Below are 16,393 nucleotides of genomic sequence, written 5' to 3' on the forward strand. Positions count from 1 at the left end.
TGGAGGAGGGGCGCCGTGGAGGGGTGCGGCTACCCCCGCTCGCAGACGAAGATCGCCGTCCCCGGGATCAGGTGTCCGCGCAGCGGGGACCAGCCGCCCCACTCCTGCTGGTTCCATTCCGGCCACTCCGGCTCGACCAGGTCGATCAGGCGGAACCCGGCGGTCACCACGTCGCGCACCCGGTCGCCCAGCGTCCGGTGGTGCTCGACGTAGACGGCGCGTCCCGTCTCGTCCTGCTCCACATAGGGCGTGCGGTCGAAGTAGGAGGCGGCGACCGACAGGCCCTCCGGGCCGGGCTCGTCCGGGAACGCCCAGCGGATGGGGTGGGTGACCGAGAAGACCCAGCGTCCGCCGGGCCGCAGCACCCGGTGCACCTCACGCATCACCTGTACCGGGTCGGCCACGAAGGGCACGGCGCCGTAGGCCGAGCACGCCAGGTCGAAGGAGGCGTCGGCGAAGGGCAGCGCCCCGGCATCGGCCTCCACCAGCGGAAAGCCGGTGCCGATGCGCAGGGCGTGCTGGAGCTGCCGGTGGGAGAGGTCCAGGGCCACGGGTCGTGCACCCTGCGCGGCCAGCCAGCGCGAGCACTGGGCCGCGCCGGCGCCGATCTCGAGCACATCGAGGCCGCGCAGGCCGCTGGCCGGGCCCAGCAGGGCCGCATCCGCCTCGTCCAGCCCCTCGGGGCCCCAGACGAAGCGGTCGTCGCCGAGGAAGCCGCCGTGCTCGGTCTGGTATTCGTCCGCGTTGCGGTCCCACCAGCCGCGGCTGGCCCGGCTGCTCTCCGCATCTCCGGTGTCGCGGCGGGTCGCTTCCGGTTCGTACTCTTGGATCACGAACCGGCACTTTACGGGGTCCGGCGGGGCCCTCGTGGCCTCGCAAAACCTAAGTTGTGCCGGATTCGAGGTGTTTTATCCCTGGTGTGCGCCTTCGCGCATTGACCGTGTCCGGCTGCCCCCGTATGCTACAAGTTGCGCTGCGAGCCTGCGCGCCTCAGACGGAGCAGGCCGCGCTCGCACTTGTTGTATGTCCCCTCGGTCGTCGAGGCGTTCCCGGTTTCTTCGGATCTTCGGGCTCTTTCCGGAATTCCGGAAGGTGCGCCTCCAAGGCTGTCCGGCTTCGGCGGTGCGATACGGGCTCTCGGCGTAGCAGTACCTACGACTCAATGTCCGTACCGGAGCCCTTTCCCACATGACGAGCAGCACCGAGACCACCGCCACCACCCCGCAGGTTGCGGTCAACGACATCGGTAACGAGGAAGCCTTCCTCGCCGCGATCGACGAGACGATCAAGTACTTCAACGACGGCGACATCGTCGACGGCGTCATCGTGAAGGTCGACCGGGACGAGGTCCTGCTCGACATCGGTTACAAGACCGAGGGTGTCATCCCCTCCCGCGAGCTGTCGATCAAGCACGACGTCGACCCGAACGAGGTCGTCAAGGTCGGCGACGAGATCGAGGCCCTGGTTCTCCAGAAGGAGGACAAGGAAGGCCGCCTGATCCTCTCGAAGAAGCGCGCCCAGTACGAGCGCGCCTGGGGCACCATCGAGAAGATCAAGGAAGAGGACGGGATCGTCACCGGTACCGTCATCGAGGTCGTCAAGGGTGGTCTCATCCTCGACATCGGCCTCCGTGGCTTCCTGCCGGCCTCCCTGGTCGAGATGCGCCGCGTGCGCGACCTCCAGCCCTACGTGGGCAAGGAGCTCGAGGCCAAGATCATCGAGCTGGACAAGAACCGCAACAACGTGGTCCTGTCCCGCCGTGCCTGGCTGGAGCAGACCCAGAGCGAGGTCCGCCAGACCTTCCTCACCACCCTGCAGAAGGGTCAGGTGCGCTCCGGCGTCGTCTCCTCCATCGTCAACTTCGGTGCCTTCGTGGACCTGGGCGGCGTCGACGGTCTCGTCCACGTCTCCGAGCTGTCCTGGAAGCACATCGACCACCCCTCCGAGGTCGTCGAGGTCGGCCAGGAGGTCACGGTCGAGGTCCTCGACGTCGACATGGACCGCGAGCGCGTCTCCCTGTCGCTCAAGGCGACCCAGGAAGACCCGTGGCAGCAGTTCGCCCGGACCCACCAGATCGGTCAGGTCGTCCCGGGTAAGGTCACCAAGCTCGTTCCGTTCGGTGCGTTCGTCCGCGTCGACGAGGGCATCGAGGGCCTGGTCCACATCTCCGAGCTGGCCGAGCGCCACGTGGAGATCCCGGAGCAGGTCGTCCAGGTCAACGACGAGATCTTCGTCAAGGTCATCGACATCGACCTCGAGCGCCGTCGCATCAGCCTCTCGCTGAAGCAGGCCAACGAGTCCTTCGGTGCCGACCCGTCCGTGGTCGAGTTCGACCCGACCCTGTACGGCATGGCCGCGTCCTACGACGACCAGGGCAACTACATCTACCCCGAGGGCTTCGACCCCGAGGCCAACGACTGGCTCGAGGGCTACGAGAAGCAGCGCGAGGAGTGGGAGCGCCAGTACGCCGAGGCGCAGCAGCGCTTCGAGCAGCACCAGGCGCAGGTCATCAAGTCCCGCGAGGCCGACGAGCAGGCCGCTGCCGAGGGCGCTGCCGCTCCGGCCGCCGCCTCGGGTGCCGGCACCGTCTCCGGCGGCTCGTACTCCTCGGAGTCGGCCGACACCTCCGGCGCCCTGGCGTCGGACGAGGCGCTCGCCGCGCTCCGCGAGAAGCTCGCCGGCGGCCAGAGCTGAGGCTCTGACCGGCAGCAGCTGACAGCTGACTGATGTAAGGCCCGCTCTCCTTGGAGAGCGGGCCTTACTCATGCCCGGACTCATGCCCGGCGTTTCCCGTGTTCCCGGCGCGCCGCGGGAATGGCCGGCCCCCTCAAGGACGTTCCCCCGTACGGAACATGAGGAGGAGCGGTCACTGTGTTGGATCCGCAGGGTTTGTACGAATGGGAGCCCAAGGGGCTCGCCGTGGCCGACCTGGCCCTGGCCCAGGACACGGCCGGTCTGGTCATGCTCTACCACTTCGACGGGTACATCGACGCGGGTGAGGCGGGCGACCAGATCGTCAAGCGGCTGCTGGACGGCCTGCCGCACCAGGTCGTCGCTCGCTTCGACCACGACAGGCTCATCGACTACCGGGCGCGCCGTCCCCTGCTGACCTTCCAGCGCGACCGCTGGAGCGCCTACGAGACGCCGAAGATCGAGCTGTACCTGGTGCAGGACACCACGGGCGCGCCGTTCCTGCTGCTCACCGGCCCCGAGCCGGATGTGGAGTGGGAGCGCTTCGCGGCGGCGGTGCGGCAGCTGGTGGAGCGGCTCGGGGTGCGGCTGTCCGTCAACTTCCACGGCATCCCCATGGGCGTGCCCCACACCCGCCCCGTGGGTATCACGCCGCACGGCAATCGCACGGACCTGATGCCGGGGCACCGCAGCTACTTCGACGAGGCGCAGGTGCCCGGCAGCGCGGAGTCGCTGGTGGAGTACCGCTTGGCGGAGGCGGGGCAGGATGTGCTGGGCGTCGCCGCGCACGTCCCGCACTACGTGGCCCGCTCGCCGTATCCGGACGCGGCCCTGACGGCCCTGGAGGCGGTCACCGCCGCCACCGGTCTGGTCCTGCCGAACGTCGCACACGCGCTGCGCACGGACGCCCTGCGGACGCAGGAGGAGATCGAGCGGCAGCTCGCCGAGGGCGACGAGGAGCTGGTCGCCCTGGTCCGGGGCCTTGAGCACCAGTACGACGCCGTGGCCGGTGCCGAGACGCGCGGCAATCTCGTCGCCGAGCCGGTCGACCTGCCGTCCGCCGATGAACTGGGCGCGGAATTCGAGCGCTTCCTTGCCGACAGGGAGGGCGACGGCGGCCGCTGACCGCCGGCCCGATAGCGTGGGGCCCATGCTGAAGGTGGGCCTCACGGGCGGAATCGGTGCGGGCAAGAGCGAGGTGTCGCGGCTGCTCGCTTGGTACGGGGCGGTCGTCGTCGATGCCGACAAGATCGCGCGCGAAGTGGTGGAGCCGGGCACGCCCGGACTGGCGGCGGTGGTCGCCGAGTTCGGCCCCGGTGTCCTGACGCCGCAGGGCGCCCTGGACCGCCCCAAGCTCGGCGCGATCGTCTTCGCCGACGAGTCGCGCCTTGCGGCGCTCAACGCGATCGTCCACCCCCTGGTCCGCGCCCGCTCCGCGGAGCTGGAATCGGCCGCGGCCGACGATGCGGTGGTCGTCCACGACGTCCCCCTCCTGGCGGAGAACGGCCTGGCCCCGCTCTACGACCTGGTGGTGGTCGTGGACGCCTCCGCGGAAACCCGCCTGGAGCGCCTGGTCGGCCTTCGCGGCATGACCCCCGCCGAGGCCCGGGCCCGTATGGCCGCCCAGGCGACGCGCGAGGCCCGGTTGTCGGTCGCGGACATCGTCATCGACAACGACGGACCGTTGGAGGCTCTCGAACCCCGGGTCCGCGAGGTGTGGGAAGGGCTGCGGGGGCGGGCCTCGGACGGCCGGAGCGAAGCCTGACCGTCAGATGAGGAGGCGGGTGAGGGCCATTCCGCCGGCGGCCAGGGCGAGAGCGACCCAGGTGGCCGCGGCGCGTTGACGGCGCCTGCCGTACCGGGCCGAGCCGTGGCCCGCTCCGCAGATCACGAAGCCGGCAACGGCCTGCCACCGGATTGCGCCGCCGAGCGCCACGCCGATCAACGTGACGTTCAGGAACATGACGGCGAGGAAGGCCGTGCCCCACAGCGCACTTCCTTCGATCGAGTGAAGGAACTTTGCGCGGAGCTCCCGCTTCCGTTCCTCCTCAGGAGTGGTCAGGAAGAGCAACCGCCTGCCCTCGGCGTCCAGCTCCGGGTGCCTGTCGAGCATGAGCGCTCCTAACATTTCGCGGGCAGCCGGGAACGTTCCGTGTCCGGCCGGTGTCGCTCGGTTGTTAGCATGCCGCGCCGTCGGCACTCGACAATCACGGAAGCGGAGGCCACCGGATGGACCTGCGGGTCACGGCAGGCGACTTGGAGAGTTTCGCGCGACTGGTGCGCCGCGCCGCGGACGACACGACGGAGGCACGGGCCTACGTCGGAAAGCACGGTGCGATCGGGTTCTTCGATCAAGGCCTGTTCACCAGGCTCATCGATCTCCACGGTGAACTCGAGGAGACGGTGACGCAGACGCTGCGACGGCTGCAGGAACTCTTGGCGGCCTCGGCCGACGAGGTCGTCGAAGCGGCTCGCTATTACCGGCGGACCGACCTCGCGGAGGCGGCGAAGATGGACGCCGTCTATCGGGGCCCGCGGTGACGGGCTTCCATGACGAGGCCCGCCCCGTCAGTCGGTTGACACCCCCTGCCGCTCCCGAGGAATTCGCATCGCCGCTGAAGGTGCTCAACGACGCGGGAGACCTCGTCAGCCCGACGTCCTGGGCGGCGAAGGCCGTGAGGCTCGTCTTCGAGTGCGACCCGATGGAAACGGCGGAAAAGTGGTTCGCCGGGGACTGGGAGGCGTACGCCCGATGCGCCGAAGTGTGGGGAAACCTGGGAAAGTTCTGCGCCGATCTCGCCGCCAACATCGATGCGGGCAATCGCGAACTGGACACGACGTGGGACGGCCGGGCCGCGGACGCCGCCTACGCCTACTTCCAGGCGATGCAGGGAAACCTGCGCGACATCCAGCACTCGCTGGAGGAGATGCGCAGGGAGTACCTGGTGGCGTCCCACGGCATTTGGTCGACCGCCGAGGCCGTCGGTCAAGTACTTGGGGAGATCGGCGACTGTGCGGCGACCGTGGCCGTCTCCTGGGCGGTCGGCGCCTGTGCCTCCTGGACCGGAATGGGAGCCGCGGCCGGCTATGCGGTGGGCGCCGCGGAATTGATGCGCATGGCCGAACTCTGGGGCGAGGCGACCGCATTGGTGAACGCCCTGCAACTCAAAATCGACGCAGCCTACGGACAGGTGGCGAACCTGGGGGGCGAAATGACCGGTGCGCTGAACGGATTCCCGCTGCCGCGATCCGCCTACGACCACCCCGCCGTCTGAGTCCCGAGGCGGAAAGGCAACGCGCATGCGTGAACGAGAAGTGGGACACGAGGAGTTCCTCGCCCCGGGCCGCGGTCCGTCCCGGGCCCGGGTGGTCCACGAGGCGCTTCGGCAGCTGTCCGACGGCGCGGGCGGGCCCGTCCTCAAGGAGATGGCGCGTGAAGTCCTCTCCGGCCGGATCGGTCTGAAGGACGCCATGCGCATGCGTGCATACGCCGATGAGCTCGGCGAACGCGTGGAGACCGCCTTCGCCGAGTGGGAGCGCATCCCGGCCCCCGAGCGTGAACGACAGGTGGCACAGGCCCGCCGCTTCCTGGACACCGACGACGGACGCCACACCCGGTAAGGGCACCGCACCTGGTAAATGCGGCCACCCTCACCTCACCCCGTCCCCGCTCCGGGGGGGGGTATGCGTGTGTGGCCGGTCGCAACAGGTCCGCCGAGCCCGCCACCTCCGCCAGTGCCTTCGCCAGCTCCACCAGGACGCCGCGGACGCGGGAGATCTCCTCGCGGAGTTCCTGCGCGTGCTCCCAGCCCCGCTCGTAGGCCACCGGGTCCACGTCCGACGGGCGCAGCGCCTCGTACGCCGCCAGGCGGGGGTGCCAGGCGGCGAGGAGGGGGCGCAGGGCCTGGTTGAGGACCGTCACCGCCAGGGCGCCGAAGGTGATGTGGTCCGGGCCGCGGCGCGGGGCGACGTCGGGGCCGTAGCGGCGCAGGATGTCGCGGGTGGTGGCGAAGAGGCTGTAGAAGGAGGTGAGGGCCTCCCTCAGGAAGCCCTCGCCGGGGCCGAGCTCGACCGTCGAGACGCGGGTGGCCAGTTCCGCGTAGAGCTCCCAGGCGGCCTTGCGCTCGGCTTCGACCGGTTCCCACAGGCCCGTGACCTCGCCGAGCATCGGGATCGTCACCCGCACGGTGATCTGCTTCGGCCTGGCCCGCCCCGCGGCGTTGCGTATACGTCGCATGATCTTCCTCCCCGAGCCCCCACAGTAGGGTAGGACCCGCCTGCGCGGGCAAGGGAGCGGCGAGGAAGCGAAGGAGATACGGGCGTGGAGGGACAGGACTCCCGTGTCTGGGACGTGTTCCTCAGCTACAGCCGCGGCGACGCCCACCGCATCGCGCCCCTGCGCCACCGACTCCTCGCCTCCGGGCTGCGGGTCTTCATCGACGAGGTCACCGTCGCCGGGTTCGCCGGCATCAGCGACGCCATCCGGGACGGCCTGGCCCGCTCCAGGGCCCTGCTGGCCTGTTACTCCGCCGCATACCCCGAGCGGCAGGCCTGCCAGTGGGAGCTGACCGCCGCCTACCTGGCGGGTCTGCGCGAGGGCGACCCCCGCCGCCGGGTGATGGTCGTCAACCCCGAGCCGACGGCCGATCACATCCATCCTGTGGAACTGCGCGACGCGAAACACTGGCCTCTCCCGGCCGGTGAAGCGGCCCTGGACGCTCTCGTCGCGGACGTACGCGCACACGTCGCCGGCCTCACGGGCCCCATCGGAGCCACGGAACCATCCCCGGCCCCCTACTGGCTCCCCGGCCCGGCGCCCTCGCCCGCCCCCGCCTTCACGGGGCGGCTGCCCGCCCTGTGGCAGGTGCACAGCTCCCTGCACCGGCACGCCGCGCCCCTGACCACCGGTCACACCGCCGCCCGGCCGGTGCAGATCCGCGGCATGGCGGGCATCGGCAAGACGCTGCTCGCCCAGGAGTACGCGACGCGGTTCGCCGCCGCCCACCCCAGCGGCATCCACTGGCTGGCCCGCGACGCAGGCACCGGCGCCGAGGGCCCGTACGAGCCGTACCAGCCCTACGAGCAGGCGCTGCGCGCCGTCGCCGCCGCCCACGGCCTGCCGGACGGAGGCACCGCCGAGGACGTCGTCGCCCGGCTGCGCGCCCACTTCGCCCACGACGGGCGGCCCTTCCTGTGGGTCGTCGACGACCTGCCCGACCAGCTGACCACCCAGCAGGTGGCCAGGCTCTGCGCCCCGCATCCCCTCGGCCGCACCCTGCTCACCACCCGCAGCCGCCGCTACGACGCCTTCGCCACCCCCGTGGAGCTCGGCCCGCTCGCCGCGGACGAGTCCTACGCCCTGCTCACCCACGACTCCGAACCGGCCGCCGCCGACGAGCGCGCGGCCGCCGAGGCGCTGTGCGCGGCGGTCGCCGGACACCCCCTCGCGCTGGCCCTGCTGGCGTCGGCGGCCGACGACGGCTACACCGCGCTGCACGACCGCTTCCACACGCCCGGCCGCTCACTGCTGGACGTGCTCGCCCGCGGCTGTGTCCTGCCGACCGGGTATCCGGCCGCGGTGACGGCCGCCCTCGTCCGGGACGTACCGTCCGCCGGGCGCAGCGCCATGGACGCCCTCCGGCTCGCCGCGGCGTTTTCGCCAACCCCGCTGACCAGGGACGACGCGGTGCGGGCCCTGTCGTTGGCGGCCACCGTGCCCGACATCGCCACCGCCCGGCGCCTCGACACCGGCATCGCCGCGCTCCGCGGCCGCGGCCTGCTGGTGCCCGCCGGCAGCCGCGCCTGGTCGGCCCACCCGCTGACCGTCCACGCCTGGCTGCGCCACGACCCCGAACCGGCCCGCGCCGAGCAGCTGCGCCACGCCGTGATGAAGACCCTGCGCACCGACGGCGCCACTACTCTGGGCCGCATCGGAGCCCGCCCCGGCAGGACCGGCACGAGTACGAGGGAGCCGCAGATGAAGTCCCGGACGACCGCGCCCCTGGACAGCGCGCCCAGTGAGCTGGAACGCATGGCCGCCTTCGACATCCAGGTCGAACTCGCCACCCGCATCGGCGTCCAGGAGCTCGCTCCGGGCAGCGGGAGCCTGCGCGAGGCGCTGGGCTCCCTGCACGCGATGTTCGAGTTCACGCGCACCACGCTGCGGCAGTACAGCATCAACCTCGCCGACCAGCCCGCCGCGCCGGGCACCCCGACCGTGCACGCGATCGCCTACGAGCTGCTGAACGGGACCCTGCGGCCGTTCACCAGCGAGTGGCACCCCCGCCTCGCCGCCCACGAGGCGCTGCGGCCCGAGGGGACGAGCCCCGTCGCCCACGAACAGTCCTGGCCCGATGCGCCCGCGATGCGGGCGGCGCTCGCCGGGCTGCGTACGCCCTTGCTGCGGATCGTCGGTGACCTCGCCACGATCTCGGGGGCGGATTTCGGTCTTCCGCCGACGAGCCGCGCCAGCTAGTCAAGGTGGACTAGGTAGGCGGTCGTTTGTGTTCGTCGACGGGCTCGTAGGGCGGCACGTCGCGCCCCGGCTGGTAGTGCGGTCCCTGGCGGATGTGGCGTACGACCACGGCCAGGTCCACGGCGGTCACCAGGGCCAGGAATCCGCAGGCCAGGGCCCATCCTGTGCGGCCCGCCAGCGCGAACAGCGCCGTGCCGCCCGCGGTGCACACCAGACCCCAGGAGGCGAGCGCGCACCGGAGCCGCAGCGGGCTGCGTGCGGTCATCGGTTCATTGCCGGTACGCAAGGCACACCATCTCCTCGCCCCCAGGATCCACCCGCGGGGCGGATGTCAGAAGAGGGGCTCGGGCAGGAACCCTTCCAGGGCCAGCAGCTTGCGCTTGACCTCCAGTCCGGGGCCGAAGCCGCCCAGGCCGCCGCCGCTCTCGACGACGCGGTGGCAGGGCACGACGAGGGGCAGCGGATTGGCGCCCATGGCCACGCCGACGGCGCGGGCGGCGCCGGGCTCGCCGACGAGGTTGGCGAGGTCCTGGTAGGCGACCACGGTGCCGTAGGGGACGTGTTCGAGCAGTTCGCGCTGGACGCGCCGGTTGAAGCCGGTGGTGAGGGACCAGTCCAGGGGCAGCGAGAAGGTCCTCAGGCGGCCCGCGAAGTATGCCTGGACCTGGGCCGTGGCCTCGGTGAGCAGGTCGTGGCAGGGCGCGGCGGGGCCGTCGGCAGGTGCGGCGCCGAGTTGGCGGGTCAGGCGGGCTCGGGCCTGCTCCGCGGTGCGCTCACCACCGGTGTGGAAGACGACGTTGAGCAGGCCGGTGGGCGTGGCCGCCATGCCTATGGAGCAGACAGGCGTGTCGACCGCGGCCCAGGCCCAGGCCGTGGGATCGCCCGGAAGGGGGCGCTGGGAGTCCGTCACGCGTCCAGCGTAGAGCGTGCCCTGCCGGTGGCTGCGGCCGTGCCCTGCGGGCCCTTACGGGCTCGCAGGGGCTTCGGGCCTTACGGGTCAGGGCGCTTTACGCAGGGACGGCAGGGCGCTGCCGAACAAGTCGGTGCCCGTCTGCACGTCGGTGTCCTGGTCGCTGTCGCTCAGGAAGGACGGGTCGTCCGAGTCCTCGTCCAGGGCGTCGGCGATGTCGTGCGCGGAGTTGCTGATGATGCCGTCCACGCCGAGCCGCGCCAGGGCGACCGCCCGATCGCCGTCGTCCACCGTCCACGCGGAGATCTCCAGCCGCCTGCCGTGCGGTCCCTTGAGCGCGTGGACGGCGCGGACCCAGGTGGGGGTGACCTTCTCGTAGCTGGGGTTGATCTGGTCGACGAAGGCCGCGTAGGAGCGGAGCTCCGTGGCCTTGGGGGCACCCAAAAAGCCCTCCTTGAGGTCCGGGCGGAGGTGATGGAGCGTCTTCAGGGACGTCGCGTTGAAGCTCTGGACCACCAGGCCGCCTTGGACGTGGCGCTGGTCGAGCCATCCGGCGCGCCGCAGTCCGTCCACTATCTGCCGCTCGATGCCCGGGTACAGCTCGGGCGCCTTCATCTCCAGCAGCAGCTTCTGCCGGTTGTGGTCGACCCGGCGCAGATAGCGGTCCAGGGTGGGCACCCGTTCGCCCGTGAAGCGGCGGTCGAACCAGCTGCCCGCGTCGAGCTTCTCGATCTCGGCGAGCGTGAAGTCCGAGACCTTCCACGGCGCGCGGCGCGGATAGCGCTGCTTGGCGTCGGTCGTGCGCTCCAGCGTGGTGTCGTGCATGACGATCAGCGCGCCGTCCTTGGTGCGCTGCACGTCGTTCTCCACCCACCGCACGCCCTTCTTCGACGCTCTGTCGATGGAGGCCAGGGTGTTCTCCGGGGCCTCGGACGGCAGTCCGCGGTGTCCGATGACGACGGGGTCGTGCGAGGCCCGTACGGCGGTGTCCTCGGCGGCCAGCGCGGCGGGCGTGGTCAGGCCGAGCGAGGACAGGACGGCGAGCGCGCCCAGGGACGCACCGACGAGCGCGCTGGTCACGGTGGAGGCGGGGCGGATGCGCATCAAGGGCTCCTCGCGGCGTCGTGATCACGTCGGGGCCGGGGCGCCGTGGCGTCCCGGCCCGGGCTACGGAACGTCGTACCGGGTGCACGGAAAGGCGTACAGGAAACAAGTACGTGATCGCGACCGCCGGGGCACCCAGAGCAGGTGACCCTTTGCCGGATCTTCGCCCGCCGTTCGCCCGGAAAACCGGGGCGGAACGGCCGGGACCGGCCTGTTGTCAGTGGTGGGCCGTACGGTGGTCACATGCGGCCCGTATCGAAGATCGAACGCAAGGTGGCACCTTTCGAGGTCGTCAGCCCCTACCAGCCCAGCGGTGACCAGCCCACGGCCATCGCGGATCTGGAGCGGCGCATCCGCGCCGGTGAAAAGGATGTCGTCCTGCTCGGTGCGACGGGCACCGGCAAGTCGGCGACCACCGCGTGGATGATCGAGAAGCTGCAGCGGCCGACGCTCGTCATGGCGCCGAACAAGACCCTCGCGGCGCAGCTCGCCAATGAATTCCGCGAGCTCCTGCCCAACAACGCCGTCGAGTACTTCGTCTCCTACTACGACTACTACCAGCCGGAGGCGTACGTCCCGCAGTCGGACACCTACATCGAGAAGGACTCCTCGATCAACGAGGAGGTGGAGCGGCTGCGCCACTCAGCGACGAATTCGCTGCTCACCCGGCGCGACGTGATCGTGGTGGCGTCCGTCTCCTGCATCTACGGCCTGGGCACGCCGCAGGAGTACGTGGACCGCATGGTGCCGCTCAAGGTCGGCCAGGAGATCGACCGTGACGAGCTGCTGCGCCGCTTCGTGGAGATCCAGTACACGCGCAACGACCTGGCCTTCACCCGGGGCACCTTCCGGGTCCGCGGCGACACCATCGAGATCTTCCCGGTCTACGAGGAGCTGGCCGTCCGCATCGAGATGTTCGGCGACGAGATCGAGGCCCTGTCCACCCTCCATCCCCTCACCGGCGAGGTCATCTCCGACGACCAGGAGCTGTACGTCTTCCCCGCCAGCCACTACATCGCCGGTGCGGAGCGGATGGAGAAGGCCATCGCGGGCATCGAGGCCGAGCTGGAGCAGACGCTCGCCAAGATGGAGAAGCAGGGCAAGCTCCTCGAAGCACAGCGGCTGCGCATGCGCACCACCTACGACATCGAGATGATGCGCCAGGTCGGCTCCTGCTCCGGCATCGAGAACTACTCGCTGCACATGGACGACCGCGAGCCCGGCTCCCCGCCGAACACCCTGCTCGATTACTTCCCCGAGGACTTCCTCCTCGTCATCGACGAGTCGCACGTCACCGTCCCGCAGATCGGCGCCATGTACGAGGGCGACGCCTCCCGCAAGCGCACGCTGGTAGAGCACGGCTTCCGGCTCCCGTCGGCCATGGACAACCGGCCGCTGAAATGGGAGGAGTTCACCGAGCGCATCGGCCAGACCGTCTACCTGTCGGCGACGCCCGGCAAGTACGAGCTCTCGCGCGGCAAGGGCTTCGTGGAGCAGATCATCCGGCCCACCGGCCTGGTGGACCCCGAGGTCGTCGTCAAGCCGACCGAGGGCCAGATCGACGACCTGGTGCACGAGATCCGTACGCGCACCGAGCGCGACGAGCGCGTGCTGGTCACCACGCTGACGAAGAAGATGGCCGAGGACCTCACGGACTACTTCCTGGAGCTCGGCATCCAGGTCCGCTATCTGCACAGCGACGTCGACACGCTGCGCCGTGTGGAGCTGCTGCGCGAGCTGCGGGCCGGCGAGTTCGACGTGCTGGTCGGCATCAACCTGCTGCGGGAGGGCCTCGACCTTCCCGAGGTGTCCCTGGTGGCCATCCTGGACGCCGACAAGGAGGGCTTCCTGCGCTCGGGCACGTCGCTGATCCAGACGATCGGCCGGGCCGCGCGCAACGTCTCCGGCCAGGTGCACATGTACGCCGACAAGATCACTCCGGCGATGGAGAAGGCCATCGAGGAGACCAACCGGCGCCGCGAGAAGCAGATCGCGTACAACAAGGAGCGGGGCATCGACCCGCAGCCGCTGCGGAAGAAGATCGGTGACATCGTCGCCTCGCTGGCCCGCGAGGAGATCGACACCCAGGAGCTCCTGGGCAGCGGTTACCGGCAGGGCGGCAAGGAGAAGGACCAGGGCAAGGGCAAGGCCCCGGTGCCGACGGCGGCCTCCGGCGCGAAGGGGGCCGGCGCCAAGGGCAGGGCGAAGGGCAAGGCGAAGGAGACGGTGCCGACGGACCGTCCGGCCGCCGAACTGGCCCAGCTCATCGAGGACATGACCGACCGGATGCGGGCCGCCGCCGCGGAGCTGCAGTTCGAGGTCGCCGCCCGGCTGCGCGATGAGGTGGGCGAGTTGAAGAAGGAGCTGCGGCAGATGCGGGAGGCGGGCCTGGCCTGACGGCCGGCCGGGCATGTTGCAAGACCGCCACAAACCCGCCTCCGGTGCGGGTACGGTCCCTGACAGTGCATAGGGTCGTTCCATCACGACCTCGCGGACGCGTGGTCACGGGGGAAAGAACGAAACGAGAGAGGGACTGCACGTGACGGTCAACTTGTCCAAGGGCCAGGGCATCAGCCTGCAGAAGGCCGACGGGGGCACCCTGACCGCGGTGCGGATGGGGCTCGGCTGGAAGGCGGCCCCTCGCCGCGGACTGTTCGGCTCGCGTACCCGGGAGATCGACCTGGACGCGTCGGCGGTGCTCTTCGCCGACAAGCAGCCGGTCGACGTCGCCTTCTTCCAGCAGCTCGTCAGCAAGGACGGCTCCGTCCGGCACACCGGTGACAACGTGGTCGGCGGCGCGGGCCAGGGCGGCGACGACGAGTCGATCATCGTCGACCTGCAGCGCGTCCCGGTGCACGTCAACCAGATCGTCTTCACGGTCAACTCCTTCACCGGCCAGACCTTCGCCGAGGTGCAGAACGCCTTCTGCCGGCTGGTCGACGAGACCACCGGCCAGGAGCTCGCGCGCTACACCCTGGACGGCGGCGGTCCCTACACCGCGCAGATCATGGCCAAGGTGCACCGGACGGCGACCGGATGGCAGATGACGGCCATCGGCACCCCGGCCAACGGCCGCACCTTCCAGGACCTGCTCTCGGAGATCCAGACGGTCCTGTAGGGCCTCTCCCGGCCGGACCGGCCGGAGCAGACGACGTGACCAACGGGCCCGGCGGGGAGCAACCGCCGGGCCCGACGGCACGGTGACGCACAAGCACAGTGAGCACAGGAAACAAGGGGGAACGGCGATGACGGCCGAGTTGGTGCGGGGGCAGAACCACCCGCTTCCCGGGACCCGGCTGGAGATCCGGATCTCAGCGGCCCACCCGGTACTGGCGGGGGCGACGCTCGGCGACGCGGAGGGCAAGGTGCCCGGTGCCGACTGGGTCGCCCACCCCGCATCGCCGAAACTGCCCGGCCTCGAGGTGTCCGTGCAGGCGGCCGCAGAGCACCGGCTGGCCGTCGACCTGGAAGCGGTCCCGGAGACGGCCCATCGCGTCAGCATCCTCCTCGCCCTGCCGTCCGGCGCGGATGGCCCGGCGCGCTTCGGTGAGCTGGCGGCGCCGTTCCTGGCAGTCGTCGGGGCGGACGGCGCGGAGGCCGTCACCTACACCGTCGCCGGCCTGGACGCCGAGTCCGCTGTCGTCGCCCTGGAGCTGTACCGCAGGCAGGACGCGTGGAAGGCGCGGGCCGTCGGCCAGGGCTATGCGGGCGGGCTCGCCGCGATGCTGCACGACCAGGGGCTGCCGGAGGCCGTCGAGATGGCGGCGGGCATCGAGGAGGCGGTCGCCTGCGGCATGGCCCGCGCGGTCGCGTCGGCGCCCCCGGAGACCACGGCCATCAGCTACCGGCACCCCGGCCGCCGCACCCAGACCCCGCCCGCCCCGGCCCCCGAAGCCGCCTCCGCTGCCGCTGCGCCCGTCTCCGACGCCGGTCCGGCGCCCGTGCCCGCAGTGAGCCCCGGCACGCCCGGCGAGGAGCCGTCCGGGGACGGGGAGCCCGTGCCCGTGGCGGGCGACGCCAGCGGCTGGACGATGAACGAGCGGCTCTACAACCAGGTCTGGGGCATGTTCGAGGACCTGGCCCGGGCGACCGCCGCCTACCGCAGCGCCGTGGACTTCGCGGAATCCCGCCTGGAGCAGGAGCTCGACCGGGTGCTCGCCGACCCGGCCACCCGGGTCGGCCCCGCCGCCGATGCGGCCCGTGAGGAAGCCCGCGCCAAGCACGCCGAGCTGGTGCAGCAGGCCAGGGCCGTGCTCGACCGGGACCTCGGCAGGCTCGTCGCGGAGACCGAGGTCGTCGAACACGCCCTGCCGCCCGCCTACGCCCGCTGGGACAACCCCGTCTGGCAGGCCTACCAGGTGCCGCTGGAGACGCCGATGGCGCTGCGGCTGGGCGACCTGCACCTGCCGGAGCGCAAGGACCTGCGCATCCCCATGCTGGTGCGGCTGCCGCTGGAGCGCGGGCTGTGGATCGACAGCGGCCGCAACTCCGGCGGCCTCGACACGGCCGTCCCGGACTCGGCCGAGCTGCGCAGGCTGGCCGTGGAGTGCGCGGTGGCGCACGCCGTGCGGCTGCTGGCCGTCCACCCCGTCGGCGACTACCGGGTGCACGTCATCGACCCCGCGGGCTCGGCCGCGACGGCGCTGGCGCCCCTGCTGGAGGCCGGTGCGCTGCGGGAGCCGCCCGCGGCCGGGGCCCAGGGCGTCGGCGAGGTGCTGGCGGGGCTGACGCGGCGCGTCGACCTGGTGCAGATGGCTGTGCGCAGCGGCGCGGTCGACTCCCTCCCGGCGGATGTGGACACGGCCGAGCAGCTGCTGATCGTCAACGACTTCCCACACGGCTTCGACGACCGTTCCGTCACCCAGCTGCGGTATCTCGCGGACGAGGGGCCGTCCGTCGGGGTGCACCTGATGATGGTCGCCGACCGGGACGACGCGCGGGCCTACGGGCCGGTGCTGGACCCGCTGTGGCGGTCCCTGCTGAGGATCACGCCGGTGGCGGACGACCACCTCGCCGACCCCTGGGTGGGCCACGCGTGGACGTACGAGCCTTCGGCGGTCCCCGCGGGGAGCGACGTGATGCGGCAGGTGCTGGGGCGGGTGGGGCAGGCGCGCCGGGCGTACGGCATCTAAAGCGGCGACGACCTGGGCTTTTGGCATTTCCTTTACTGTTCCTTGGTTCTTCCTGTACTGTTTGTGAGGACTGCCGTACGC

Annotated in this window: 15 protein-coding genes; 10 read left to right on the plus strand and 5 right to left on the minus strand. The window is 71.1% G+C overall.

Annotation, left to right across the window (positions count from 1 at the left end):
* Positions 1-29: 29 nt before the first annotated feature.
* On the minus strand, positions 30-833 hold the full coding sequence (locus FHS39_RS09955) for a methyltransferase domain-containing protein (protein WP_184348436.1): 804 nt from the start codon (positions 831-833) through the stop codon (positions 30-32).
* A gap of 355 nt (positions 834-1,188) precedes the next feature.
* Between FHS39_RS09955 and rpsA the strand changes: the two genes are divergently transcribed.
* The 3 genes from rpsA (at position 1,189) to coaE (ending at position 4,456) form a co-directional block, all read left to right on the plus strand.
* Positions 1,189-2,694, plus strand: coding sequence for a 30S ribosomal protein S1 (gene rpsA, locus FHS39_RS09960; RefSeq protein WP_184348438.1), 1,506 nt, complete (start codon positions 1,189-1,191; stop codon positions 2,692-2,694).
* 177 nt (positions 2,695-2,871) lie between these two features.
* A complete protein-coding gene (locus FHS39_RS09965; protein WP_184348440.1) occupies positions 2,872-3,816 on the plus strand; it encodes a PAC2 family protein in 945 nt (314 codons plus the stop codon).
* Positions 3,817-3,841: 25 nt separating this feature from the next.
* The gene (coaE, locus tag FHS39_RS09970; RefSeq protein ID WP_184348442.1) at positions 3,842-4,456 is read left to right on the plus strand and encodes a dephospho-CoA kinase; all 615 of its coding nucleotides are present in this window, start codon (positions 3,842-3,844) and stop codon (positions 4,454-4,456) included.
* Positions 4,457-4,459: 3 nt separating this feature from the next.
* On the opposite strand, the gene FHS39_RS09975 is transcribed toward coaE, so the two are convergent.
* A complete protein-coding gene (locus FHS39_RS09975; RefSeq protein ID WP_184348444.1) occupies positions 4,460-4,804 on the minus strand; it encodes a hypothetical protein in 345 nt (114 codons plus the stop codon).
* Between the two features lie 116 nt (positions 4,805-4,920).
* On the opposite strand from FHS39_RS09975, the gene FHS39_RS09980 reads away from it, so the two are divergent.
* The 4 genes from FHS39_RS09980 (at position 4,921) to FHS39_RS09995 (ending at position 9,166) form a co-directional block, all read left to right on the plus strand.
* Entirely contained in the window at positions 4,921-5,232 is a 312-nt protein-coding gene (locus tag FHS39_RS09980) for a hypothetical protein (protein ID WP_184348446.1), read from the plus strand.
* A 35-nt stretch (positions 5,233-5,267) separates the two neighbouring features.
* Positions 5,268-5,966, plus strand: coding sequence for a hypothetical protein (locus tag FHS39_RS09985; protein WP_184348448.1), 699 nt, complete (start codon positions 5,268-5,270; stop codon positions 5,964-5,966).
* Between the two features lie 25 nt (positions 5,967-5,991).
* Positions 5,992-6,312, plus strand: a complete 321-nt coding sequence (locus tag FHS39_RS09990; RefSeq protein WP_184348451.1) for a hypothetical protein — start codon at positions 5,992-5,994, stop codon at positions 6,310-6,312.
* A 700-nt stretch (positions 6,313-7,012) separates the two neighbouring features.
* Complete coding sequence (locus FHS39_RS09995) at positions 7,013-9,166, plus strand: TIR domain-containing protein (protein WP_184348453.1); 2,154 nt, start codon at positions 7,013-7,015, stop codon at positions 9,164-9,166.
* A gap of 10 nt (positions 9,167-9,176) precedes the next feature.
* On the opposite strand, the gene FHS39_RS10000 is transcribed toward FHS39_RS09995, so the two are convergent.
* From FHS39_RS10000 to FHS39_RS10010, 3 genes are all read right to left on the minus strand, one after another.
* Positions 9,177-9,452 carry a DUF6343 family protein gene (locus tag FHS39_RS10000; RefSeq protein WP_184348454.1) on the minus strand — a complete coding sequence of 92 codons (276 nt, stop codon included), beginning with the start codon at positions 9,450-9,452 and terminating at the stop codon, positions 9,177-9,179.
* A 45-nt stretch (positions 9,453-9,497) separates the two neighbouring features.
* Positions 9,498-10,076, minus strand: a complete 579-nt coding sequence (locus FHS39_RS10005) for a methylated-DNA--[protein]-cysteine S-methyltransferase (RefSeq protein WP_425507761.1) — start codon at positions 10,074-10,076, stop codon at positions 9,498-9,500.
* 87 nt (positions 10,077-10,163) lie between these two features.
* The gene (locus tag FHS39_RS10010) at positions 10,164-11,180 is read right to left on the minus strand and encodes a glycerophosphodiester phosphodiesterase (protein WP_184348456.1); all 1,017 of its coding nucleotides are present in this window, start codon (positions 11,178-11,180) and stop codon (positions 10,164-10,166) included.
* 243 nt (positions 11,181-11,423) lie between these two features.
* Between FHS39_RS10010 and uvrB the strand changes: the two genes are divergently transcribed.
* From uvrB to FHS39_RS10025, 3 genes are all read left to right on the plus strand, one after another.
* Positions 11,424-13,577, plus strand: coding sequence for an excinuclease ABC subunit UvrB (uvrB, locus tag FHS39_RS10015; RefSeq protein WP_184348458.1), 2,154 nt, complete (start codon positions 11,424-11,426; stop codon positions 13,575-13,577).
* Positions 13,578-13,719: 142 nt separating this feature from the next.
* Positions 13,720-14,298 carry a TerD family protein gene (locus FHS39_RS10020; RefSeq protein ID WP_184348460.1) on the plus strand — a complete coding sequence of 193 codons (579 nt, stop codon included), beginning with the start codon at positions 13,720-13,722 and terminating at the stop codon, positions 14,296-14,298.
* A 127-nt stretch (positions 14,299-14,425) separates the two neighbouring features.
* Positions 14,426-16,312 carry a TerD family protein gene (locus FHS39_RS10025; protein WP_184348462.1) on the plus strand — a complete coding sequence of 629 codons (1,887 nt, stop codon included), beginning with the start codon at positions 14,426-14,428 and terminating at the stop codon, positions 16,310-16,312.
* The last annotated feature ends 81 nt before the right edge of the window (positions 16,313-16,393 follow it).

Source organism: Streptomyces olivoverticillatus, assembly GCF_014203555.1.
Classification (GTDB): Bacteria; Actinomycetota; Actinomycetes; order Streptomycetales; family Streptomycetaceae; genus Streptomyces; species Streptomyces olivoverticillatus.

Coding starts and splice junctions, on each gene's coding strand:
- rpsA (WP_184348438.1), top strand. CDS start 1,189: ATGACGAGCAGCACCGAGACCACCGCCACCACCCCGCAGGTTGCGGTC.
- FHS39_RS09990 (WP_184348451.1), top strand. CDS start 5,992: ATGCGTGAACGAGAAGTGGGACACGAGGAGTTCCTCGCCCCGGGCCGC.
- uvrB (WP_184348458.1), top strand. CDS start 11,424: ATGCGGCCCGTATCGAAGATCGAACGCAAGGTGGCACCTTTCGAGGTC.
- FHS39_RS10025 (WP_184348462.1), top strand. CDS start 14,426: ATGACGGCCGAGTTGGTGCGGGGGCAGAACCACCCGCTTCCCGGGACC.
- FHS39_RS09975 (WP_184348444.1), bottom strand. CDS start 4,804: ATGCTCGACAGGCACCCGGAGCTGGACGCCGAGGGCAGGCGGTTGCTC.
- FHS39_RS10010 (WP_184348456.1), bottom strand. CDS start 11,180: ATGCGCATCCGCCCCGCCTCCACCGTGACCAGCGCGCTCGTCGGTGCG.
- FHS39_RS09980 (WP_184348446.1), top strand. CDS start 4,921: ATGGACCTGCGGGTCACGGCAGGCGACTTGGAGAGTTTCGCGCGACTG.
- coaE (WP_184348442.1), top strand. CDS start 3,842: ATGCTGAAGGTGGGCCTCACGGGCGGAATCGGTGCGGGCAAGAGCGAG.